Origin of the sequence: Microcoleus sp. N3A4, from assembly GCF_036701805.1 — a bacterium.
Classification (GTDB): domain Bacteria; phylum Cyanobacteriota; class Cyanobacteriia; order Cyanobacteriales; family Microcoleaceae; genus Microcoleus.
In genome coordinates this window covers 1-22344 of sequence record NZ_JAUBRJ010000098.1, presented here as the reverse complement: position 1 = coordinate 22344, position 22344 = coordinate 1, and the positions used below count along the sequence as shown (strand labels likewise).

The 22344-nt window shown below is 45.7% G+C and carries 22 protein-coding genes and 3 pseudogenes; 14 read left to right on the top strand and 11 right to left on the bottom strand.

Going from position 1 to position 22344, the window contains the following annotated elements:
• A pseudogene (locus QUA56_RS33400) lies at positions 1-408 on the top strand (relaxase/mobilization nuclease domain-containing protein); the annotation flags it as partial.
• Positions 409-870: 462 nt separating this feature from the next.
• Here QUA56_RS33400 and QUA56_RS33395 read toward each other — a convergent pair.
• From QUA56_RS33395 to QUA56_RS33355, 9 genes are all read right to left on the bottom strand, one after another.
• Positions 871-4227: a DUF3854 domain-containing protein gene (locus QUA56_RS33395; RefSeq protein WP_333367333.1), complete on the bottom strand. Its 3357-nt coding sequence runs from the start codon at positions 4225-4227 to the stop codon at positions 871-873.
• Positions 4228-4489: 262 nt separating this feature from the next.
• The gene (locus tag QUA56_RS33390) at positions 4490-5011 is read right to left on the bottom strand and encodes a hypothetical protein (protein WP_333367331.1); all 522 of its coding nucleotides are present in this window, start codon (positions 5009-5011) and stop codon (positions 4490-4492) included.
• A 3-nt stretch (positions 5012-5014) separates the two neighbouring features.
• Positions 5015-5248, bottom strand: a complete 234-nt coding sequence (locus tag QUA56_RS33385) for a hypothetical protein (RefSeq protein ID WP_333314611.1) — start codon at positions 5246-5248, stop codon at positions 5015-5017.
• 217 nt (positions 5249-5465) lie between these two features.
• The gene (locus tag QUA56_RS33380; RefSeq protein WP_333367328.1) at positions 5466-6119 is read right to left on the bottom strand and encodes a Uma2 family endonuclease; all 654 of its coding nucleotides are present in this window, start codon (positions 6117-6119) and stop codon (positions 5466-5468) included.
• A gap of 175 nt (positions 6120-6294) precedes the next feature.
• Positions 6295-6507 carry a hypothetical protein gene (locus QUA56_RS33375; protein ID WP_333367325.1) on the bottom strand — a complete coding sequence of 71 codons (213 nt, stop codon included), beginning with the start codon at positions 6505-6507 and terminating at the stop codon, positions 6295-6297.
• A gap of 13 nt (positions 6508-6520) precedes the next feature.
• Positions 6521-6937 carry a hypothetical protein gene (locus QUA56_RS33370; protein WP_333367322.1) on the bottom strand — a complete coding sequence of 139 codons (417 nt, stop codon included), beginning with the start codon at positions 6935-6937 and terminating at the stop codon, positions 6521-6523.
• A 19-nt stretch (positions 6938-6956) separates the two neighbouring features.
• Entirely contained in the window at positions 6957-7331 is a 375-nt protein-coding gene (locus QUA56_RS33365; protein WP_333106723.1) for a hypothetical protein, read from the bottom strand.
• 3 nt (positions 7332-7334) lie between these two features.
• A complete protein-coding gene (locus QUA56_RS33360; RefSeq protein WP_333367318.1) occupies positions 7335-7532 on the bottom strand; it encodes a hypothetical protein in 198 nt (65 codons plus the stop codon).
• Between the two features lie 71 nt (positions 7533-7603).
• A complete protein-coding gene (locus QUA56_RS33355; protein WP_333106718.1) occupies positions 7604-7858 on the bottom strand; it encodes a plasmid partition protein ParG in 255 nt (84 codons plus the stop codon).
• A 1416-nt stretch (positions 7859-9274) separates the two neighbouring features.
• Here QUA56_RS33355 and QUA56_RS33350 point away from each other — a divergent pair.
• From QUA56_RS33350 to QUA56_RS33330, 5 genes and pseudogenes are all read left to right on the top strand, one after another.
• Positions 9275-9670: a transposase gene (locus QUA56_RS33350; protein WP_333367336.1), complete on the top strand. Its 396-nt coding sequence runs from the start codon at positions 9275-9277 to the stop codon at positions 9668-9670.
• Positions 9671-9824: 154 nt separating this feature from the next.
• Complete coding sequence (locus QUA56_RS33345; protein WP_333367315.1) at positions 9825-11480, top strand: RNA-binding domain-containing protein; 1656 nt, start codon at positions 9825-9827, stop codon at positions 11478-11480.
• A gap of 158 nt (positions 11481-11638) precedes the next feature.
• Positions 11639-11809 (top strand): annotated as a pseudogene (locus QUA56_RS33340) (zinc ribbon domain-containing protein); the annotation flags it as partial.
• Between the two features lie 243 nt (positions 11810-12052).
• A complete protein-coding gene (locus QUA56_RS33335) occupies positions 12053-12853 on the top strand; it encodes a ParA family protein (protein WP_190693236.1) in 801 nt (266 codons plus the stop codon).
• 33 nt (positions 12854-12886) lie between these two features.
• Positions 12887-13444: a hypothetical protein gene (locus QUA56_RS33330; RefSeq protein ID WP_333367312.1), complete on the top strand. Its 558-nt coding sequence runs from the start codon at positions 12887-12889 to the stop codon at positions 13442-13444.
• 592 nt (positions 13445-14036) lie between these two features.
• Here QUA56_RS33330 and QUA56_RS33325 read toward each other — a convergent pair.
• Positions 14037-14987 (bottom strand): tyrosine-type recombinase/integrase, encoded by a 951-nt coding sequence (locus QUA56_RS33325; protein WP_333367310.1) that lies wholly within the window; start codon positions 14985-14987, stop codon positions 14037-14039.
• Between the two features lie 343 nt (positions 14988-15330).
• On the opposite strand from QUA56_RS33325, the gene QUA56_RS33320 reads away from it, so the two are divergent.
• Genes QUA56_RS33320 through QUA56_RS33305 form a run of 4 tightly spaced genes read left to right on the top strand, consistent with a single transcriptional unit; the run spans position 15331 to position 16333 of the window.
• A complete protein-coding gene (locus QUA56_RS33320; RefSeq protein ID WP_333367307.1) occupies positions 15331-15627 on the top strand; it encodes a transposase family protein in 297 nt (98 codons plus the stop codon).
• 14 nt (positions 15628-15641) lie between these two features.
• On the top strand, positions 15642-15791 hold the full coding sequence (locus QUA56_RS33315; RefSeq protein WP_445242974.1) for a hypothetical protein: 150 nt from the start codon (positions 15642-15644) through the stop codon (positions 15789-15791).
• A 6-nt stretch (positions 15792-15797) separates the two neighbouring features.
• A complete protein-coding gene (locus tag QUA56_RS33310) occupies positions 15798-16028 on the top strand; it encodes a hypothetical protein (protein WP_333367302.1) in 231 nt (76 codons plus the stop codon).
• 2 nt (positions 16029-16030) lie between these two features.
• Positions 16031-16333, top strand: coding sequence for a hypothetical protein (locus QUA56_RS33305; protein WP_333367299.1), 303 nt, complete (start codon positions 16031-16033; stop codon positions 16331-16333).
• A 489-nt stretch (positions 16334-16822) separates the two neighbouring features.
• On the opposite strand, the pseudogene QUA56_RS33300 reads toward QUA56_RS33305, so the two are convergent.
• Positions 16823-17190 (bottom strand): annotated as a pseudogene (locus tag QUA56_RS33300) (IS1 family transposase); the annotation flags it as partial.
• Positions 17191-17561: 371 nt separating this feature from the next.
• Here QUA56_RS33300 and QUA56_RS33295 point away from each other — a divergent pair.
• The 4 genes from QUA56_RS33295 to QUA56_RS33280 all read left to right on the top strand — a co-directional run bounded on the left by QUA56_RS33295 (position 17562) and on the right by QUA56_RS33280 (position 22251).
• Positions 17562-17696, top strand: coding sequence for a microviridin/marinostatin family tricyclic proteinase inhibitor (locus tag QUA56_RS33295; RefSeq protein ID WP_333367298.1), 135 nt, complete (start codon positions 17562-17564; stop codon positions 17694-17696).
• 213 nt (positions 17697-17909) lie between these two features.
• On the top strand, positions 17910-18953 hold the full coding sequence (locus QUA56_RS33290) for an MvdC family ATP-grasp ribosomal peptide maturase (RefSeq protein ID WP_333367295.1): 1044 nt from the start codon (positions 17910-17912) through the stop codon (positions 18951-18953).
• Positions 18954-19027: 74 nt separating this feature from the next.
• Positions 19028-20005, top strand: a complete 978-nt coding sequence (locus tag QUA56_RS33285) for an MvdD family ATP-grasp ribosomal peptide maturase (RefSeq protein WP_333367292.1) — start codon at positions 19028-19030, stop codon at positions 20003-20005.
• A 149-nt stretch (positions 20006-20154) separates the two neighbouring features.
• Complete coding sequence (locus QUA56_RS33280) at positions 20155-22251, top strand: patatin-like phospholipase family protein (protein ID WP_333367290.1); 2097 nt, start codon at positions 20155-20157, stop codon at positions 22249-22251.
• Positions 22252-22344: the final 93 nt, after the last annotated feature.

Here is a 22344-nt window from a genome sequence, read left to right as displayed (position 1 = left end):
AACTTTACTACAACCCATCCCCTGTCATCTGAAGCTGCTTTCTGGGTAGCCACTACCGGAGAAATTGAGCGAGCTGTCATTGCCTGTACCCCAATAGAAGCCCTTTCAATTTTGCTTATTGAGCAGGATAACTCTGCAACAGCACCACCCACAATTTACCTAGGAATTGAACGAGCTTCACAACTACCTATACAATTCTTACAAGAACTCGATAGCGTTATTATAGCGATTGCAGAAGATTCTATGCTCGCTCGAAATACAAGCGAGCTGCTACCGAATGCAGAACTTGTTAATCCACAGTCAAGTTGGAATGATATCTGGCTCCAACTAATTGAGCAAAAACAGCCAACTCATAAACAAAATAACCAACAGCATAAACAGCACAGTCAAGACATCGAACTGGATTAGCTTTTACAGCTTTAAAAGTTGATACCACTTACCCAACTGAGGAATTTTTAGACTATCGGACACTCGGCAGACATAGCGAGCGCCGTCGATGTGCCTTGCCGAGCGGACCAGCCACACAGGTGAATGAACTTATCACCCTATTCTCCCGACTTCAATCCTATAGCCCACATTCCGCACCCTGAACTGTCACAATACGAATTTTCGGAGTTTGGCGAAATCGAACTGGCGAGCGCAAGTCCAATTTCCCACTTCTGTGTATAAAAAATGATTAATTGGGTTCACAAAATTCCGCCAAAACCGATTGTGACAGTGGAGGGTGCGGAAAGTGGGTTTGAGTGTGCAGAATTTACGTCTGATAGGCTAGCCAAACCCCACAAACCGCATCAAAAGGTAAGTGGGGCTTTTTCTACTCTGTCAGAACTAAGCAAAAAGGCTCTAATGCCGCTGCTGCATCAGCTCACTCTAATGCCGCTGCTGCATCAGCTCACCTATCCGCTCCCTCACCAAAGCATCCTCCCCTTCGAGCCAAGCGGTGATTGTGGCAGCCTCGTAGCGAGTCCCCGGTGCGTTCCATCCGTACATCTGTGTAAGCAGGTTTTGAAGCTGTTCGGGGTAGTATTCGGGCCACCAAATCAGGGCAATATCTCGTATCTTTTCGGCATCCTCTGGCGCGATTTGTGCGGGCTCTGGTTCCGCTAATTCCTCTGCTAGTGCGGGTTCGGGCGCTAGTTGCTCCGGTTCCGGTTCAGAGGGATTGTCGCCCAGTGCGCTCGGCTTCGGCGACCGCTCAGAGATTGTCAGTCGCTCTGAATTTTTGGCTAAAGAGGTGAACTTGCTCCGCTCTTCTTCTGTCAGCGCCGCCCAAATCTTCTCTCGGTTTGCAGTTCCCTTGCCACAGACTTCTTTGAGCGCTGGCAGAATGTCGGCGGCCGCTTGCCGTGCCGATTCGGGGTCAGGCTCTGCCAGCGCCAATCGAATCATGTGCAGCAAGTCGAGTTCGTCTTCGTTCAATTCTGAGTGCTGACCTGAATGCTGACCTGAATGTAGGCTTTGTGTAGGCTGAATGTCTTGCTCTGTATGGCTCGTGTAGACCGTGTAAACTTCGGGTGAGGAAAACACTTCCACAACATCAGCATCAGTATTCACCTGGGCGGGAGAAGTTGATGTTGTGCCGCTATCAGTTTCCAGACTTGAGTCAGCAGAAGTTGATGTTGTGCCGCTATCAGTTTCCAGACTTGAGTCAGCAGAAGTTGATGTTGTGCCGCTATCAGTTTCGAGACTTGAGTCAGCAGAAGTTGATGTTGTGCCGCTATCAGTTTCCAGACTTGAGTCAGCAGAAGTTGATGTTGTGCCGCTATCAGTTTCCAGACTTGAGTCAGCAGAAATTAATGTTGTGCCGCTATCAGTTTCCAGACTTGAGTCAGCAGAAATTAATGTTGGGCCGCCATCAGTTTCGAGACTTGAGTCAGCAGAAGTTGATGTTATGCCGCTATCAGTTTCGAGACTTGAGTCAGCAGAAGTAATTTCATTCTTTTTTGCAAGTTTTGAGTTTAGGTCTACATGGTCTACACAAGCCTTATGGGGTAAGGATTGTAGGTCTACATTCCGGTCTGCACCCTGTAGACCTAGGTCTACATTTTTGGATTGACTCAACAAATCTTCTACAGTCGAAATGTCTTGGTCGCTATCTGTCCGCAACCTCAACCCTTTGATTGCCATGCCAGCGGCCGACCGCTGCTTTGCGACATCTTTCCATTCGAGGACTTCTCGGCAGAGTTCCACCAAATCTGCTGAGAAATTGTTCTTACCTTTGGCGCTGTACCCGGCTCGACGACAGTAATTGTTATAGGAGCCGAACAAAGTTGATTTAGCCGCGACATAATCCGCATCTTTCCATTCGTCTTTATCGGCTCCGATTGCCGTCTGGGCCTCGGTATCGTGAATAATGCAATCGTTGACCCATGACGCCATCGGGTCGGCCCGCACCCGGTCAGCCCAAAAAGTGCCATTAATCCCGGTTCCTTCTTGAGCCAAAATGCGCTCAATTTCGGTCACTGGAATTGATAACAAATATTGGGTAAATGCGCTTAATTCCGGCTCTAACTCTCGTTCGAGGTGGGGGTTTCGCTTAATGGGGGTGTACTCGAATCCTTCTTGAATTATTCGCCGCTTCAACCAGGAAAGTCCGCTGGCAGGGAAACACGGCTGATTTGAAGTAATTAGCGCCAGACCAGAAAAACGGAAGTCAACAGCCGATTTGTACAATTGGCGGCCACTGATTTTACCCCCGCCCGTCAGTGACCTGAAGTTTGATAAATTGCCTGTGTACTTTTCTTGGTCGTCAAAAACCGCTAGCCGCTTTGTCTGTAAATCCGCGACTTTATCTGAAGCGGTTAAATCTTCCAAGTTTCCAATCCAAGTGTTTCGCTCTCCAACTACCATTGTGGTCAGTCGGGAGTAAAGCCCTTTCCCAGTTCCACCGGGGCCAGTCAGCATTAGGAATTTGTGCAAATGCGCCATACCGCGCAAGCTGGCGGCGATGAAGGCAATCAGAATGTCTTTCTTGTTCCGATTGCCATCGGTGGCCTGATTCATCCAATCGTTGATTTTTGCCCATCCAGTATTAACAGCGCTTCCTTTGTAGCTGCGCGGTAGTGACCAAGTTAGTCGGAATCCGGGGGCGTGTTCTTGCCAAGTGTTGCTTTCAATTTCCAGCACCCCATCTTCAAAGGGCAATAGTTCGTTTGATGGTCGCTCTAACCAATCGAGCTCGAATAATTTCCTTTTGAGCGACCCTAGAACGTTGGCGCAGTAGGCGTTGTTGGGTTGCAACCCCCGCGTCTGGCACATGGTATCTATGGCGCTGAGGACATAATCGTCGTTCACCGCCGCCCAAACTCCTTTGTGTCGCAGCTCGTACTTCATCCAAGATTTGTGTTCGTCAGAGTAGCAGAGTTGGTCGCGCAACTCCTCGGCAAGTTCGGCTCCCAATTCTTGGGGTAAAGGAATTTTCTTCTTAGGCGATGAATCCTCGCTCCCATCAAGATTGCTCTCCCAGTCCTGAAAGCTGACTGACTTCATAAGCATCCGCCTGAACTCTTCTATTCCTTTTCTCTGGATAAAATCATCCATACCTTTGGTTTCTCCTTCAGTGCCAGGTTCCCATTGTGCAGTAATGCTGCGAACGGGTACACCAAACTTAAGCAACTGGCGGCCGAGTTTCCGCTGTTCCCAAATGACGCTGGGATTGGTGGCTGCATCTGCATCAAAGGCAATGATGAACCCAAAACCGGCACGAGCGTAGTGTTCTAGTATGGCAACGAGAAAGCGTTGACCTTGCAAGTCGTTTTTCTTGGCAGTCAGTCCCATGCTGATGCCCATCAAGGCAATTGTAGGTAAACCGTGACAGCATCCCGCGATTGCCTTCCAGATTCCTTCAGTTAGTAAGATGTAGGGCCGGTCGTTAATGTGGTAGCAGTGCTCTGCAAGCTTTTCAATATTCCAATAGTCCTTATCGGTTGGATGCTGGGGGAGAAAAGCGTCATATTCCCCTAACGGGGTGCGGTACTTGGGTGCCTTTTTATCTTCTCTTGACTTCCAGGGCTTGTCTGGCCTGAACTGAAATTGTGTGCCTGCACCAATAAAGAAGATGCCACCAGACTTGGCGGTATAGCCCAAGTACACTGATGCCTCGTCAGCAGATACGGTTCGGCAGTTGGCGTAACTCCAATCGTTGAGCAGTCCCCGGCTCTCAATCTGGGTCTTGTGTTTGGGGCAAAGGTTCGCGGTAGTTGATAAAAATTGATCTGCAATATTCATAGATGCCTCTCTCGCTACTCATAGCGCTGCGTGCTGGTTTTTTACAAAAACCCGCGCCAAGGAGAAGAGACGGCTCTGGTGTAACTACCGTTGATTGGCATTTGGTGCAAATGTGGCAGTTATGGCAGATTTTAGACTATGATGAATCTAAAGTTTATATTTTTTGTTTGTCTGCCGTCTCTTCTTTAGACTGCGGACTCTTTTTTTTGGTCTGGTCTAATCGATGGGGGCGGTCGCTTGTTGACAACAGCCTTTTTAAATTCTATACGCGGACGTATTGCTTAGACTGTTGACTGGCAAGAAATTGTTGATAAGCTTCCTTATCGCCGCCAAAGGAATCCACAGAAACCTGGCTAACAATCTCATAAGTCATTGCTTCAGCTTCTTCTGGTGTCAAAGGCTGGCGCTCGCAGTAAGCAATCTGTACGTCCCGAAACTCTGGCATATCCCCTTCAATCTCTGATAGGTCGGCTTCATACCGAAACACTCTGACCACTACCCAGTCCGAGGGAGTAACCAGGTAAGCTTTCCAAGGGCTGCCCTCTTTTTTAACGTGGTAAGTGAGTCGCTCTCCAAGCTTGACCTTACGCTTCAGCAGGGGGCGGGAATCGTGAGAAAGCTGCAACAGTCGAGTCAACTGTTTCCCGATCACCAATTCTTTGCTCTCGATCGGAACCCATTTTTCTCCTTCTTTGACCAGGTAGAGGCTAAGGGTAGACTTGCTTGCTAGCGGGTCGTAAAGTTCGAGTTCTTCTGTTGGCACCATCTGCTCGAGTGAAGTCATAGCCTATTCTTCCTTATAATCTTGGTGGTCTGCCCACATATCCCAGAAGCTAGTTTGCTTCCCTTTGAAAACGCAATCGACTCCAGAATCTGAATCGCCGTCGTGATGCTCGACTCTTTTGAGTTCCCATCCATACTTCTTTTGCATTGCTTTGCAATCTTCTTCGGATGAAGCCCAATGCCTATTTTCCTCATCCGAGCCATCATCTTCGCTTTTGCTAAACGGCCATCCAATCATTTTTGTTACTCCTTTAAATGGATGTGTTTTGAAACGCCGTCCGTTTTTTGAGCGATAGGTTGTCAGCACAAAAACCCATACTTGCGTCAAAATCGCCGACGTATAACTTTTTGCTCGACAAAGTTTTGGGGGCCGGGCTGGCAAAACCGTCAGGCTTTTCACAGCGAGTCAATTCCCCAATCCCTTTGGATGATACAAGCCATCGCCCCCAGTCCTTCTAGCTCGGCTCGGTTGGAGGCAGACCGGCTCGAAAAATCAACTCGGCAGTTAACCTCAACTCTGGGAACGCCAGCGACTCAACTGTGTCTGAGCCTCTAAACTGTTTGACCTGGTACTCCCCATCTACCAACTGGCAAACTGAGAGAGTGGGTTGTTTGGGAGTGCCGATGAACTTGCGGCCGCCCAAACCGAGGTAGTCCGCAATCCAGTATTCGGGGATGCCCATTTCTTCGTAGTCGGCGAATTTGAGATGGTAATCGTCCCGCCAGTTCGTGCTGACGACCTCTACAGCCAGTCGTACCGAAGACCCCATCGTGATGATTGATTCTTTTTCCCAGCGCGGCTCGGAAGCAAATGCAGTTTGGTTTAGGACGATGGTATCTGGCTGGTAGCCAGCTTCGTTGCGGATGGGCTTGAGCAGGCAGTCACCGGGGATAAAGCAAGGCAATTTCAGTCGCTTGATTTCCCAATTGATTTCGCTGTCTATAAAACCTGTAACGCGGGAATGGCGGCCCGGGACTAAAGGCATTTCAACAATTACTCCGTGGTGTAGTTCGTAGCGGCGAATAGAGTTCTCTGGATACCAGGCTGCGAACTCATCAAATGTGATTGTTTTGGGTATGGTTTGGGGGTTTGTTTGGGTTTGGATCATGTTGCTGTTTCCTCTGACTTGTTGGTTTTGAACTGCGTGAGCCCTACTCCTCATTCGCCCCCGGAATTCTCCAAGGGTCAATACCGTTTTCCCGCTTGCAACCGCTCGTAGTGGTCGCGCTCGATTCTGGCTTCATCGTCAACAAGCGAACGCCTCTCTGATATCCTGTTCAAGTTCAAGAACTCGCACTCCTCAGAAGCTCGTTTCGTTCCTGAGGAGTGCGGGTAACGCCGAAAGCTTCATCAAACCGACGTTCGAGAGATTCGGTAAGCAGCGTCCACGACAGAAGAAACGCCTTACGATTTCCCTTGTAGGCACGAGTTAGCCAGTAGGCAGTAACCACGTCCAGAGGAAGCGCATTAATGCGGGTTTGACCTCGTTGACCCAACTCGGACTCAACTTCAACCGACTAGGGTGTAATCCGTATACGTCTCTCCCAGCAAAGCTTTAGAGCCATTCGAGTGCAAAAATGTAATGCGTAAAAAATCGAAAGTGCTTCCACCCCCGGATAGCAAGCGTTTCAGGACTTTTGAACGCAAAAATCGAAAGTGCTTCTGGCTGGGAAGCCCACACATTCGGCTGTTTGTGTCAGGGACATCCGATACGAGTCCGCTCTTAATATCTGCTACAAAAACTATTTTTTCGCCCCACAACACAAAAATCCGTGGTTTTGAGCTGCAATCGGTATCGGGTTCTATTTCAGAAAGCGCGGGCGTATAACCTTTGTCTAGCAAGGTTTTGAGGGCTTTAAAGCCCCAAAACCGTCGGGCGTTAATTTCAGGTTTTCCCACGCATTCAGCCGCCTGTGTCTGGCTCATCCGGTAACTGCCATATCTGCTAGACCTCTTGCAATTGCGGACTGCCCTTGCCCCGCCGAATCGAAATCAGAGGGGATTCAACAGGCGCGTACCGACAGTAGCAGACGACAATCAGGTCAAATTTGGCAATCCCAATAGGTGCATATTGCTCAACTCGCACTACTTCCCAATCACCACGCCGGAAATGAGTGCTAGAACCGGGTGTTTCTGAATCTATGGCTTCTGTTACTTGGCAATACTCCGAAGGTCTATAGCCCGGTTGGGGTATGGGGGCATCTGAAGAATCGAAATACTCGGCCAGAATGTCTGTCAGCGCTCCCGTGTGAGCTAAGATGCGGTTTTCGGCTCCATCTTCCTCCATCCAGTCGGCTCTAAAAGCAATGTATTTTCGCATAAATTAATCCTCCATGTAGTCGGGAAATTGAGCGTCGCCTTCAAACACACAGTCGTACTTAAAGATGCTGCCCTGTTTTGGCTCTATCCGTTTCAATCGCCAGCCATACTTTTCTTGCATTTTGTAACATCGCCAACGCTCAGTTACAGCGTGAGAAGTTTCTTGGGCGGTAGGGTCGGGCGGTGGGTTTTGATTGGTCATACGTGGTCAATATCCTTGTTGGTCGAGAGGTCATGTCACAAGAATCTCCATTACTAGACATCCGCTAGACATTAACTAGCTTCTTTACTTCCCTTGCCCCGCCTGGCTTTGGTGGCTGACGAGGGGGTGGTTTCTGTCGGTGAGCCATTGGTGCGATCTGTCATGGGAGGAAGGACTCCGTGTTTTGCTACATAATTCCTTACAAAGTCTGTTACTACTTCGCTCATATTCCTTCCCTGCCTTGCACAGACGGCCTTGAACTCATTTCTTAGGGGCTCAGACATAAAAATTCGGAGTGAAATGATTTTCCCTTCAAGGTCTGACATGGGCATTAATGCAAGTTATGTATTTACTGTCCATCTTCCCACTTTGTTTGAAAGTAAGCGACTGACTCAATACTCATTACTTGCATAAGTGTTAGTCCATGCTATACTAACACTTATGCACGCATAAGAGCCGCCTCAAAGCTTAAAACGGTCATCCGTAAAGTCCCGCGAGGTTGCCCCAACTAGCTCTCACCGCGTCCAAACGGAAAATCCGCTATTACCCAGTAACAGAGGCGAAGAAAGTAGATTTTCCCAGCATCCCAAATCTAAAATCTAAAATTGCTTCTTGGTTACCATTCGGGGATTTCTTCAGATGAGGAGTCTTCTGGGGCTTGCGGGTGTTGTGACAGTTGATAAGGGAGCAACGGCGCGGCGGGCAATTCATCGGGTATGTTGGGATATGCGTGAGACGTTCTGAAATTTCAAAGCAACACATTCGGCCGCCTGTGTCTGGCTCATCCGGTAACTGCCGTCTGGCAACATAAACCCATCGACTGTTAGGGGGCGTTGCTTAATCAGGCTATGAAAATGGATAACTTGAAAATTCAGAAGATTGACTGACTCGCTTGTTTCATTTTTTGCACATTGAGTCGTTCATACCGTAAATCAGCAACGCCTTCAGATTTTGTTAAAAACGCTCTTAATCGCGCTTTTGTTGTAGAGTCTCAAAGTCTGCAAGTGCCGTATAAAATCAGGCATTTGCTTTACAAATTTAGTGAGGATACAGGCAAAAGCACTCTCTGCACTCTACCTGTTTTTAGCGGAAAATGTGCAGCAAGAGCCTGCATTTTCCTGTACTTTACTGATTTTTTGTGGAGAGAGTGCAAATATTTGTTGAGGTTGGTTATGGCTGTTTTTGATTAGTAGCAAGCAATGGTTTTGCGATCGCAAGCCCTGACTAACGTGCCCATAAAAAATAATGCACCCTCATGAATGGGCAATCCTAGGTGTCAAGGGGCTTGATTTTTACCCGCTCTGAGACTGTACCGATTGCTCACATTGCTCCTGCTTACGAATTAATCTTAATTAAGGGATTTCAGTAATCCCATAAATTTCCGTTTGCGACCATGAGTTTGTATTAGTGAGGCACAATAAATTGACCATTCAGATTCCCGATTAGATTGTAGATAAGCAGCACGAGCTTTGTGCAGCCATTCAACAGCAAAATGATACGCATCCGCTTTACCTCGCTCGACAATTGATTCAGCACTCAACAGTATATTGGCACTACAAACAGTGGAGGGAACAAGGAGTGATTGAAGAGTTGATGAGGGTCTTACATTCTCAAGTTCTATCGCAAGTAAAAAAAACCGAAGTGGACTAGATTGATGATGCTCGACTCGCAAGCAGTAAAAAATACCTGTAATGCCAGTATTGTATCGTTCATGATATTGTTTTTACAAATCTACCAACGGTATTAAAAGGCATCTAGCAGTTGATACTCTTGGGTTTCCCTTCGATACTCACTGCACCAAAGCCAATGTATCAGATGATGTCGGTTTAATTGAAATGTTGACCAAAAACATCGATTATTTCAAGTCTAAACCCCCGTCAATATTCCCAAAATTACCATATTACGCTTACCACGGAGATCATCCCGAACATTTGACTGCGGAGTTAAAGAAGATTTACCCACAGATTCTGACCAAAATTAAGTTTGAACTCTCGGAAAAACCTTCAAAAAAACACAAAGAAGCTCAAGGACAATCGGGATTTGTGCCAGTTAAAGCGAGGTGGGTCATCGAGCGCTCGAATTCTTGGATGGAAAGGTGTAAAATTCTCATCAAAAACTCCCTTGAGAACCTTAGATAATGCAACTGCCAAGATGAATCTTTGTTTTATTAGGTTGATGATTAAGAGGCTAGCTTCTTAGATATCAAATGGGTTCTATAAGGACGGGGCTTTAGACCCAATTTTGCCGTAAGATTGTAAATGCCGTCTGGTCGCCCCTATTTTATATTGTTAAATGAATCGCACGATTCCCGAACAAGAATCCCTCACCGTCGAGTTTAAGAGCGATCGCACTCGCCTGCCAGACAAAGACCTGATTGAAACCGTCGTCTGCCTTGCCAATACAGACGGTGGCTCCATTTACCTCGGCGTTGAAGATGACGGTCAAATAACAGGTTTGCACCCCCAACACCAAAACCTGTCCACCTTAGCAGCCATGATTGGCAACCGCACCAACCCCCCAGTCAGCGTACGCGTTACAGCGTTGCTAGAAGCAAGTCAAACCATTGCCTGCATAGAAGTCCCCAAATCAGCTCGCATCGTCGCCACCTCTGACGGACTCCTACAACGCCGCCGCCTGCAAGTAGACGGAACACCCCAATGCGTCCCCTTTTATCCCTACGAATTTGCCACTCGCCAGTCAGACTTAGGCGTTCTCGATTACTCCTCATTACCCGTCACCGGATCGTCTGTCACCGACTTCGACCCCCTGGAACGCGAACGCCTGCGACAATTAATAGAGCGATATGGGGGCGATCGTACTCTGCTATCCTTAACTGATGAAGAACTAGACGGCGCTTTAGGTTTCGTGCGTTCTACGGATGGAATTCGCTTCCCCACCGTCACCGGACTGCTGATTTTAGGACGAGAAAGCGCCCTCCGCGAACACTTACCCACCCACGAAGTCGCCTTTCAAGTCCTCGAAGGCACCCAAGTGCGAGTCAATGATTTTTACCGCACCCCCCTACTAAAACTGTTTGAGCGAGTCATGGAACAGTTCGAGGTGCGTGTCGAAGAAGATGAAGTGCAGATCGGTTTATTTCGCGTCCCCGTTCCCAACTACGATCGCCGCGCCTTTCGCGAAGCCTCAGTCAATGCCCTCATCCACCGAGATTACACTAAATTGGGAGCCGTTCACATCCGCTGGGAAGATTACGGAATTACCATCAGCAACCCAGGGGGTTTTGTTGAAGGTGTCACCTTAGATAACCTGCTAGTCGTAGAACCCCGACCGAGAAACCCCTTTCTAGCCGATGCCATTAAACGCATCGGACTCGCCGAACGAACTGGGCGCGGTGTAGATTTAATCTATCAGGGGTTATTGCGCTACGGAAGATCCGCCCCTGATTATCGAAGCACAAACTCTCATTCAGTTGCCGTCAGACTGCCAGGGGGGGAAGCCGACTTAGGACTGTTGCGCGTAGTGATTGAAGAGGAAAATCGCCGTCAAAGCCCACTCCCCGTTGACTCTTTAATCGCTTTAGGACAATTGCGACAAGAGAGGCGGTTAGACACGGCTACTCTCGCCCGTGCCATTCAGCGAGATGAAGCGATCGCCCGCAGCGTGTTAGAACGATTAGTTGAAGCGGGTTTGGTAGAAGCGCATGGTGTCAAAAAAGGACGCACCTACACCCTCAGCCCCCAAGTTTACCGAGAACTGGGACAATCCGCTGATTACGTTCGGCAAGCTGGCTTTGAACCCATTCAGCAAGAGCAAATGGTGCTTCAATATGTAAGGACTCACGGCAGAATTACCAGAAAAGAAGCTGTGGAACTTTGTCGTATCAGCGAAGACCAAGCTAGTCGCCTGCTGCGGAAGTTGACTGATGCCAACCAGTTGAAATTAGAGGGTCAAGGCCGCGCGTCATATTATGTTGTTTTCTCGCTCTAAAACACGCGATGCGCCTTTTAAACACGCGCCGCGCCTTTTAAACACGCACCGCGCCTTTTAAACACGCACCGCGCCTTTTAAACACGCGCCACGCCTTACTATGACATAAGTTTAGTCAAAAAAATCCTCTTCAAAAACAAGCGATTACCGTTCCCACGCGCGACACAAGCCAGAACTGCTCAAATTGCGGGCATAACGTGGCAAAAACATTGAGTACCAGAACTCATAAATGTTCTCACTGTGGATACGTAGCAGACAGGGATGAAAACGCGGCGATTAACATTTTGCGTAAAGCAACTACGGTCGGGCAGACCGGAAGTAACGCTTGACTGAGTTGGAACCTCTCGGTGGCTACCCCTCTACGCTACTTGGGGTAACTCTGGTATGGTAAGGACTGCGCTCACTTGCTAATTTTAGTAAATGAGCTTTTAGTCATTTTAGAAAATTAGCTTTATTGTGAAAGGTTATAGACTAAAATAATAAAATTAGCTTTTTAGTAATTTAGATATTGACTATTTTCGTTTTTTAGATGACGATATATATAGAAAACCCCATCCCATGTCCCTAAAGCCATGATTGCAGTCGCCATCGCGTCCCTGTCCGGGGGGCAGGGCAAGACAACCGCATCTCTATTCCTGAGCCGCCTCCTAGCGAGCCGGGGCTATCCCACACTGGCTATCGACGCCGACCCCCAACACAACCTGACCACCTACCTGGGGCTAGAACTGCAACCCAACCAGCCCACCTTGCTGGAAGTTCTCAAAAAATCCGTGCCCATCGAAGACGGCATCTATCCAGTCGAAGGTAGCGACAACTTGTTTCTAATTCCCTCCGACGACGGCCTTGACGCCGCCGCCGACTACCTATCCAGCAGCGGCGTCGGCGCTACCCTGTTGCTGCGCCGCCTCGAACCAGTTGCCGAAGCCTTTAAATTTTGTATCATTGACGCACCCCCGCAGCGCTCGCAGATTTGCTTAACCGCAATCGGTGCCGCCGACACCGTAATCGTACCCGCCGAAGCCTCCGTCAAAGGCTACGGTTCCCTAGTGCGGACACTCGACTTGCTCAACTCCATGAGAGATGTCAAAGCAACCAACGCTACCGTACTAGGAGTGCTGCCCTTCCGCGACCGCTGGATTGGCAACACTCAAACCCTAGAGAGCCGCCTAGCCGTAGAAGGAATGAAAGACGAAGTTGAAAACGAATTAATTCTCCCTTCAATCCGAGAATCCGAACAGTACAAAAAAGCCATTAACAAACGCCAAACCCTCAGCGAATTAGGACATCCCGACTTAGAATATCCCTTTGAAATACTGCTCGCCAAAATCGAGTCTCTTTTACAACAAAAAGTACAGTCAGAAACTCAGGTCTAAGTGCGCTAAGTTTCCCACCTACCGAGCTTTTTTATGAGTGACAGCATCCTCGACAAAATTCGTTCCAACCGCAAGCGAACAATTGTTCCCAACCGAGAAGATACTTTAATCGCCCCTAAACAGGAGAACGGACAAATAGCCCAACAGTTAACTCAGGCGAGCGAAGCTTCAAACGAAACTTCGGCGAACGAAGCTTCAAACGAAACTTCGGCGAACGCAACTTCAAACAAAACTTCGACGAACGAAGCTTCGACGAACGCAACTTCAAACGAAACTTCGACGAACGCAACTTCAAACGAAACCACTAATCCCAATTCAACATTAGAAGAGTTAAAAGCAGAACTCGCGAAACTTCCGCCAACTCGTCGCCATTCTGCTGTTGTTTTAGATGCAGAAATAGATGCTAAATTGACAAGATTTTGCAAAGAAAAAGGAGTGACCGTAGAAGTATTTTTAGAAGCTGCATGGCTGCAAGCAGAAGCTTCATCCGAGCTGATGGAAAAAATCTTAGTAGAAGCTAAGTGCCGCTACGATTCAAGAAAACTTGCTGGAAAGCTGAGGCGGCTGATCACAATGCTATCCGGGCGCTGATAGGGAGTAAATCTTAATCGCTGATTCTCTGGACTACTTAGGACTTTTAGGGAGTAACTGCTTCGCGTGACGAGCTCCATCGGTTGTGTTACCATCAAAACTAATCAAACATTAAAAGAACGAATTTTTGATGGTGAGTGTTGCCCCTATTCCTGGGATAGTTGCATAAGTAGGTAGGCGGGATTAAACCGAATAATGTAACAGTATGTAAATAGGCTTAAGTCAGCCAGTAGAGAGCATTTGGACACTTTACATCGTTTACATAGTTGCGTTTTAAAGCGCCGACTTACTTAAGTCCTAAATAAATTGCCACAGCAATTTCCAGGTTTATGGAGTACGGTTGCAAGGGTTTGTCAACCATTTTGGTAAGTGCCTTTGGTAAGTGCTTGGGATTAAGGTGTACTCTATTTGCCTGGAATCTGCTGTATAAGTTTCATCCAAACCTCACGGGGATGCGTGAAACTCAGACACAAAGCGTGCTGAGAGGGAAGCGACTCGGAGGATTTTAATCCCCGTTGTATTTTCAGGATATAGCAGTCCTAGATGTCTGTCTTGTCCACTTTGTATCAATCTTATGTAGTTCTCGACCGCCCTAAAATTCCAAATGCTGCACGGCCCGCCGCTTAGTTTCCTCCCCGCGCCTGTCATATTTTGCCGTAGTTACCGGAGAAGCATGACCCGCCAACTTTTGCACCGTCACAATATCCACCCCAGCATCAAGGAGGTCCGAGCAAAACGTGCGCCGGAAATCGTGGGGACTAAAAGACTCCACCCCAGCGAGAAACGCCCGCCGCTGCACAATCTTCAACACACCATCCTCCGTCATCCGCCGGCGCTGAATTTCTCCCCCCTTCCGAATCGGGTACAACAGAGGCCCAGTCGCCTCTCCCCTCAACTCCAGCCACTGGGACACTAAAACGCAAGCAGACTCCGGGAGATAAACCGTCCTGTCTTTCTTGCCCTTGCCCTCTCGGACGAACAGCGCTCCCGTAGATAGATTGAAATCTCGCTTCAAGAGATTGACCGCTTCAGAGCGACGGATGCCGCCCCCTCGCAAGATAGCAATCAGCGCCGAGTCCCTAACATCAATAGGGGTCTTACCAGAGCAACTTTCCATCAATGCAGCAATCTCACAGAGCGTTAGCGCGCGCCCCCTAACTTTTCCCGATTGCTTGATACTCCTGACATCCACCGCTTTACTGTAATCTATGGGGTCGATTAAATCCAACCGCAGAGCTTCCTTCAACACCCGTCGCAGGGCGCACAGCATTTGGTTCACCGTCGCCGGGGCGTACTTTTTCTCAAGGGCAGAGCGCAGAGCCGCCGTATGTTTGTAGCGCAATGCCGCCCAATTCAAAGTCATTGCGTCACACTCCCCACCTGTCAGCATTCGGGCCATGATATTGAGTCCTTCTCTCATGGTTGCCTTTGACCGCTCGCTACCCAAACTGTCGAGGTACACTGCTGCTGGGTGCTGAGTCAGGGGTACCGGACAGGGCAGATTCAAGGTTTCGGGCTGTTGCTCTCCAAGTAAGTTGAGCATTTACTCTTTCAAAGTGATATTATAAATACTAAATTTTACGCCGTTAACGGTTCACGCGATCGATTTGGCTCTTCCCTCGTGAACCCTCACCGTCCGGGCAGGGTAAGCTCATCTAATTTGGTATAAATTGTACTTGACTTTAAAGGCAAGATATGAAGGAGTATCCAGTCAATAGCGGTTCTTGAGAATCCATTGAAGATATTGTGACGATCGCCCGAGCCGTGTAAGTGAGGCTCGTAGCGGGCGATCGAGTTACAATGGGCGCTCGACCCGCAGCCTTAAAGATGTCAAATGCGTCCTATAATACTGCTTCATATCAGTCACGAATGGTGAGGAAAAAACAATGCAGAAAGGATTCGATCGTGTTGTGAATGAGCCCAAATCATCGCCGACGATCGAGCGGCCTCAACCCATCTCCATGCAAGACTTACAAATAAGCTTATCAACTTATTTTGACGATCTACCAGACCCAAGATTAGACCGAACCAAACAACACTTACTCAAAGACATTCTTGTAATTACCATCTTAGCTACGATTGCCGGTGCCGGCGGGGTGGGAAGACATCGAAAATTATGGACTCAGCAAGCAACAATGGTTAGAAGAATTTTTAGAGTTACCCAATGGCATCCCCAGCGATGATACATTCCGCCCTTGTGTTTGAAAAGCTAGACCCAAAAGTTTTAGAGGATAAATTATCGCAATGGTTGCAACAAATTATGGGTTCAGTCTTTCAAGAAATTATCCCCATAGATGGCAAAAGTTTGCGGGGTTCTTACGATCGAGAGAAAGGTTTAAAAAACTGACATTTAGTGACAGCTTGGGCGAGCAAACAACGTTTGGTACTCGGGCAAGTGAAAGTTGAAGACCACTCCAATGAAATCACAGCTATTCCAGCACTACTAGAATTAATCGACATTTCTGGAGCGATTATCACTATTGATGCTATGGGAACTCTCTCCAGAAATAGTCCGACTGATTCGTCAGAAAAAAGCCGATTATGTCGTGGCACTAAAAAGCAATCATTCCACTCTTTACAATAAGCGTGAAAGACTGGTTTGCAACTGCAAAAACTCAGGAATTCATGGAAAGTGAAATGAGTTATGATTCACGAACCGAAAAGGGTCATCATCGCGTCGAAACTCGAAAAGTCTGGGCGGTATCAGTTGCCCAATTAGGAGGACTTTACAAGCAGAACAATCTTGCTGGATTGCACACTATAGTTATTGTTGAAAGAGTCCGTCATCTGTGGAACAAAACCACTCGTGAGGTGCAGTTTTACCTAAGTTCTTTGCCAGTAGATGCTAAAGCGGAATGGTCGTGCTATTCGTCAACATTAGGGGATTGAAAACCAAGTTCATTGGACTTTAGATGTCACTTTTAATGAAGACCAATGCCGCATTCGGTCGTTAAACAGCCCTCAAAACTTGGCTCTTCTAAGACGAATGGCACTTAATGCCATCAATCAAGAAACCACTCAAGGAGCGTAGTGTGCTACAAAAAAAGAAACGAGCGGCGATGAATGATGACTATATGATGCAGATTCTCAAGTGCTTGTGTCAAGCCTGATTGAGATGCTCTTACCCTGTCGATAAGTAACCGGACACAATTAATTACATCAAGCCTTTTGAAGAGGCAAGGTTTTTAGGCGGTATTTTGGGTAATTAATTGTGTCCTACTACTTACAAGCAAAAAAAAAACAGTAACAATTAGTGCATCAAACTGGCTAGTTTTTATTGATAAACCGTTGAAACTCTTATTAAAGCGTTGGTTTCTGGCGGACCGTTCCTGGAAAGACCGTCCGCCAGAAACCAAGCGGGGGAAGGGATTGGAATTATGGGAGATGTCTATTCACGACTGTCCAGAGCCAGACTTTGTTTTTTTTTGAGCCAACGAATGTTTGTAGCTCATCAAGAAGAGCCGTTTCGGGAATCTCGTAGTTCTCATCAGCAATTTTGGCTTCAGCTTGGCGCACCCAGTTGATGACGCTGTTGTGAGAGATCCCTGTGACTCGTTCAATGCCGCTCCATCCCATACCGTTGAGAGACATTTTGAAGCAAAGGTCTTTGACTTGAGCGCTGTAGCCGGGTGGTTGTGGGTTTTCCCGAAATTGACTCTGGCAGTTTCGACACAGATAGCTCTGTTTACCTTGGCGGTGTCCATTTTTGACCACTTTGGAACTTTGACTGTGGGAGGGCAAGGCATTGGCATATTTCATCACATCATTCTCCATTATGCAACACCAAAATTTCAGCGGTTCCGTGGCGGCTGGTGACAGCTTCGCTACTTTTCCCCCAAAAAGGGGTTGACTTTTGCGACAACACACGAGTATTACCCCTGGTTGCACAACCTTCTATTCTCGCCTTGTTCAATAATCAAATAAAATTGCTATACTTTGATATTGATTACTTAATATTTATGAATTTTAAAGAAGTTTTTCTTATCTATTTAACTTTCTTAATTTTCTTAAATACCTTATAATAATTACTTGTTAAGTATCTTAACAGACCTTGAACATACATTTAATTAGTGATATATTTTTAGTTGTAAAAACAACTTCCTTCAAGGAAAACTCTATGCCTACAAACACAGTCAAAACAGTGGATGTCAGAGCGGTACCATTCTTTGCGCGTTTCTTGGAAAAGCAAGCTACTGAAGGAACAGAGGTTCCTTGGACTTACAAGTATCCTTCAGATTTGGAAGATCAATAATTTAGTCTTCTGCATCTGAAATTACCTTTCTGATCGGGAAGATACCTTGTAATTGGCTTCATCAGGATTTAAGGGAGTAGCAGTTATCAAATAACTGAAAACTACTCTCCTAAACGCTATCGCTTTCATATTACCTTATCCATAACATGGAGGTAATTGCTTTTTATATAAACCAAAATTATTGAAAATTTTTGGTTTATATAAAGCATTTTTTTGCTATTATTTAATAGCTACATCCTAAAATTATCAAAAAAAATATTTTTTATGAACCTGTCTCGTGATGTTGCTTTATTAATTACCCACAGTGGTGATTTCTTCACAATAGATAAAGTGGCAGAAGCCTTATCAAAAAAAGGGGTGCAACCATTTCGTCTAGATACTGATAAATTTCCTCTAGAAGTGCAATTAACAGCACATTTTGATAAGTCTAAAAGCCACCACACTATAGAATATAACAACCACTCTATCAGCACTGAGCAGGTGCAAGCTGTATGGATGCGCCGTATTTGGGAACCAGAACTGAGTCAAGAATTACCGCCAAAGTTCCGAGAAGCTTGCTTGAGAGAATCACAAGCAACTTTAGATGGTTTTTGGGATAGCCTCAAGGGAGCTACGTGGGTAGATAATTTAGAGCGGATAAATTATGCAAGTAACAAGCTGCGTCAATTGCGGATTGCGTCTGAAGTAGGTTTTGTTATTCCCCAGACTCTTGTTACCAACAAAGCGGAAGCAGCACGAGAGTTTTTTGGGCAAGTCAACGGCAAAATGGTCAGTAAGCTCTTAACTGCTCTTTCCCGCAGTATGGAAGCTGACTCCTCGTTTTTTCTGTACACCAGCATCGTTAAAGAAGAAGACTTACAAGATGCCGAGTCACTGCGCTATTGCCCAATGGTTTTTCAAGAGCAAATTCCAAAGCAACAGGAATTACGAGTAGTGTATGTGAATGATAATGTATTTGTGGGGGCGCTAAATGCAGATGTGTATGCAGCAGCCAAAATTGATTGGCGTAAACCTGGTGTTGAGGTTGGCGCATGGCAACATCACCAGCTTCCTGATGAAGTAGTTAGCCGTCTCAAAGCCTTTATGGGGAAATTTGGGCTGTTGTTTGGAGCGTTAGATTTCATCGTCACACCATCAGGCGAATACGTCTTTTTGGAAATCAACCCTGTGGGGGAGTGGGGAATGCTGGAAAAGGATTTAGACTTACCCATTGCAAGTGCGATCGCAGATGCCCTACTTCAAAGAAAGAATGAATAATCAAAAATTTAATATTTGATATTAGCCTGCGGCAAGCCCCCCAATGTCTACATACTTCACACTTCATACTTTTTATGACCGTATTAATAGTCACGTTTAGTAAAGACAACGAAAGCATTCTTCTAGTCATCAAAGAAATTGAGGCTAGAGGAGAAAAAGCATTTCGGTTTGACACAGACAGATATCCCACCGAAGTCAAGCTAGATATTTACTCCGGCGGTACTGAACGAGTAATTATTACTGATGGCGAACATAAGCTAGATTTGAGTGAAGTCTCCTCAGTTTGGTATCGGCGGATGCGCTACGGACAAAAAATCCCCGACTCAATGGACAAGCAATACAGAGATGCGTCAATTAACGAATGTCGCGCCACAGTCAGGGGTATGATTGCCAGCCTTCAGGGATTCCACTTTGATAAAATGTCTAATGTGGATCGGGCTAATAATAAGCAACTACAATTGCAAGTTGCACGAGAAGTTGGTCTTGTGACTCCGCGTACTCTAACTTCAAACAATCCAGAAACAGTTAAGCAATTTGCTCAAGAGTGTAGCCAAGGTATAGTTACCAAGATGCTTTCTTCTTTTGCTATTTACGATCGGCAGGGGCGAGAAAACGTTGTGTTTACCACTCCAGTTACAAATGATGATCTGGAGAATATGGAAGGACTGCGTTTTTGTCCGATGACCTTTCAAGAAAATGTGCCCAAGGCGCTGGAGTTGCGGACAACTATTGTCGGACACCGCGTATTTACTGCCGCAGTAGATTCCCAAAGCTTGTCAGGATCTACTTACGACTGGCGCAAAGAGGGAAGAGCCTTAGTTAAAAATTGGCAACCTTACGACTTGCCAGAAGATATTGAAAAAAAACTGCTCAAATTAATGGCTGATTTTGGCTTAAACTATGGAGCAATTGATATTATTGTCACGCCCGATGGTCGCCATGTATTCCTAGAAGTTAACCCAGTTGGAGAATTTTTTTGGATGGAGATATATTCACCACACTATCCCATTTCGCAGGCAATCGCAGAAGTATTACTGACTAATAAAAATTAGAGGATTTAGCCTTGTCGTATTTTTCTTGTCCTCTATCTATCCTATAGCTACTCAGTTGAAAAATACGTTTGCAGTAGTGTCCTGTAGAACAAAGTAGCCGATGCCGCGTCTACATCCCTTACCACTTTGAAATTGGAGATTAAATCATTGTGATAAACTTAGTAAATACACAAACAGTTTTAACATTTGATGGGGTAAATGATTATATAGACTTTCGCAAAAACGATATTGGCGGCGTTTTCGCTCAAGGGAGTTCAGCTTTTACCGTTTCAGGATGGGTAAATCCACATAAATTAACAAATAAAGCCACTAGTTACGGGACGCGCAATGTATTTTTTGCCCGTTCTTCAGAGAGATACAGCGATAATTTTGAATTCGGCATCAGTGAAACAGGAAGCCTAGATGTCTACATTGATGAAAGTGTTAGCAAGGGTATCAAAACATTTGGGCAAGGAGAATTAACTATAGGACAATGGCACTTTTTTGCTATTGTTTTTAATAGCGGTCAGCTAACCGTATATCTTAACGATCGTGAATACAACGATTCTCTTAGAGGTTCATCTTTAAACAAAGCCACAAGTTCTATAACTCTGGGAGCAACGTTACACAAACAGGTCTATTTCAAAGGACAATTAGCAAATATTAGTGTTTGGAATTATTCCTGTACTCAAGCACAAATCCAGATTCATCGTTGTGGGCTAATAGTCGGAGATGAATCAGGATTAGTGGCTTACTGGAAATTAGACGAAGGGCAAGGTACAACTGTCAAAAACAAAACTGGAAAGTCTTATCAAGGAAATTTTCGTGGTAATCCTATTTGGACTTTAGCAGAAATTCCATTTGCAACACAATCATCAAATCCAGTTCCATTTGCAGGAGAATTATCCAATCAAGAAGATATTCAAAAAGAGATCCAAACTGAGACAGCAGTTATTCCTGAAGAAAATATCTCACCACTAACCACAAATTTATTAGCAGCAACGGTATCGTTAGTAAGCGACGACGAAGATCGACCAAAGGAAATTCAACAGACAGAAACAAACAGCGAAGAATCCGAAATTATTCCAACTGCGATCGCTCTCGGACCACATGAGGAAGAAACCAAAGCAGATCAAATTGAAGATCCCGTCAATATCCAACAAGCACAAATATTAACTCAAGAGGAATCGCCAGAAACCATGAATACAAAAGCCCGTCCCAAATATAAAATACTTTCCATTGATGGAGGCGGTATTCGGGGCATTATTCCTGCATTACTTCTAGCAGAAATTGAAAGGCGGACACAAAAGCCTATATTCAGTTTGTTTGATTTAATTACTGGCACTTCCAGTGGCGGAATTTTAGCACTTGGACTAACTAAACCACGATTAAGTTCTGATGTATCTGATAACTTGCCAGTAGCTGAATACACTGCTGAGGATCTCCTACAGCTATTTCTTGAGTATGGGGTAGAAATATTTTATGAGCCGTTGTTTCAAAGATTACTTGGTCCGTTAGAGGATATTTTTCTCCAGCCAAAATATCCTTCGGAAAGCAAAGAAGAAATTTTAAGGCAATATTTTGGTAACGCTCCTCTAAAAAATAATCTCAAAAAAGTTTTTGTAACGAGTTACGATATCGAGCAGCGAATTCCGATATTTTTTACAAACAAACTAGAAAAGCTGCAAATAGAATCTAAGAATTTTTGTAAGTTATGTGAGGGTTTTTCGCTCCTAGATGCAGCATTGGCAACTAGTGCCACTCCGACTTATTTTGCTCCTCATCGGATTGTAAACCCCCACAATAGCGGCATCGTTTATACTTTAATCGATGGTGGAGTGTTTGCTAATAATCCAGCTCATTTAGCTATTTTAGAAGCACAAATTAGTAGTAAACGAAAAGCACAAAAAGTCCTCAATACAGAAGATATTTTAGTAGTTTCTTTAGGTACAGGTTCGCTGACGAGTGTCTACCCTTATAAAGAAGTCAAAAATTGGGGACTTTTGCAATGGGGAAGACCGCTTTTAAATATTATGTCTGACGGTAGTAGTGAAGTGGTAGCTGGACAATTAGAACAGTTGTTTGAGCCTAGCGATCTAGAAGCTAAAAGTTTTTATTATCGCTTTCAAACATTGTTAGATAGTGAACTAGAAGAAATAGATAATACCAAACTCCCAAATACTCGTCAGCTACAAGCTATAGCCCATCGACTAATATCTAACAAAAGTCAACAAATCGATGAACTGTGTAGTCTTTTGTTGGGCTAAATCACATTTCTTACATTAGACCTCTCCAAAATTTTTATTTTGTGCTAAACTTGAATAAATATCGTAAAATTAGTAAAAATTTTAAGTTAATGA

Excerpts from the sequence above, each read along its gene's own strand:
- QUA56_RS33320 (WP_333367307.1), top strand. The coding sequence starts at position 15,331 with ATGCAGAAAGGATTCGATCGTGTTGTGAATGAGCCCAAATCATCGCCG.
- QUA56_RS33390 (WP_333367331.1), bottom strand. The coding sequence starts at position 5,011 with ATGACTTCACTCGAGCAGATGGTGCCAACAGAAGAACTCGAACTTTAC.
- QUA56_RS33295 (WP_333367298.1), top strand. The coding sequence starts at position 17,562 with ATGCCTACAAACACAGTCAAAACAGTGGATGTCAGAGCGGTACCATTC.
- QUA56_RS33335 (WP_190693236.1), top strand. The coding sequence starts at position 12,053 with ATGATTGCAGTCGCCATCGCGTCCCTGTCCGGGGGGCAGGGCAAGACA.
- QUA56_RS33325 (WP_333367310.1), bottom strand. The coding sequence starts at position 14,987 with ATGCTCAACTTACTTGGAGAGCAACAGCCCGAAACCTTGAATCTGCCC.
- QUA56_RS33380 (WP_333367328.1), bottom strand. The coding sequence starts at position 6,119 with ATGATCCAAACCCAAACAAACCCCCAAACCATACCCAAAACAATCACA.
- QUA56_RS33355 (WP_333106718.1), bottom strand. The coding sequence starts at position 7,858 with ATGTCAGACCTTGAAGGGAAAATCATTTCACTCCGAATTTTTATGTCT.
- QUA56_RS33395 (WP_333367333.1), bottom strand. The coding sequence starts at position 4,227 with ATGAATATTGCAGATCAATTTTTATCAACTACCGCGAACCTTTGCCCC.
- QUA56_RS33370 (WP_333367322.1), bottom strand. The coding sequence starts at position 6,937 with ATGAGCCAGACACAGGCGGCTGAATGCGTGGGAAAACCTGAAATTAAC.
- QUA56_RS33285 (WP_333367292.1), top strand. The coding sequence starts at position 19,028 with ATGACCGTATTAATAGTCACGTTTAGTAAAGACAACGAAAGCATTCTT.
- QUA56_RS33345 (WP_333367315.1), top strand. The coding sequence starts at position 9,825 with ATGAATCGCACGATTCCCGAACAAGAATCCCTCACCGTCGAGTTTAAG.
- QUA56_RS33385 (WP_333314611.1), bottom strand. The coding sequence starts at position 5,248 with ATGATTGGATGGCCGTTTAGCAAAAGCGAAGATGATGGCTCGGATGAG.
- QUA56_RS33360 (WP_333367318.1), bottom strand. The coding sequence starts at position 7,532 with ATGACCAATCAAAACCCACCGCCCGACCCTACCGCCCAAGAAACTTCT.
- QUA56_RS33365 (WP_333106723.1), bottom strand. The coding sequence starts at position 7,331 with ATGCGAAAATACATTGCTTTTAGAGCCGACTGGATGGAGGAAGATGGA.
- QUA56_RS33330 (WP_333367312.1), top strand. The coding sequence starts at position 12,887 with ATGAGTGACAGCATCCTCGACAAAATTCGTTCCAACCGCAAGCGAACA.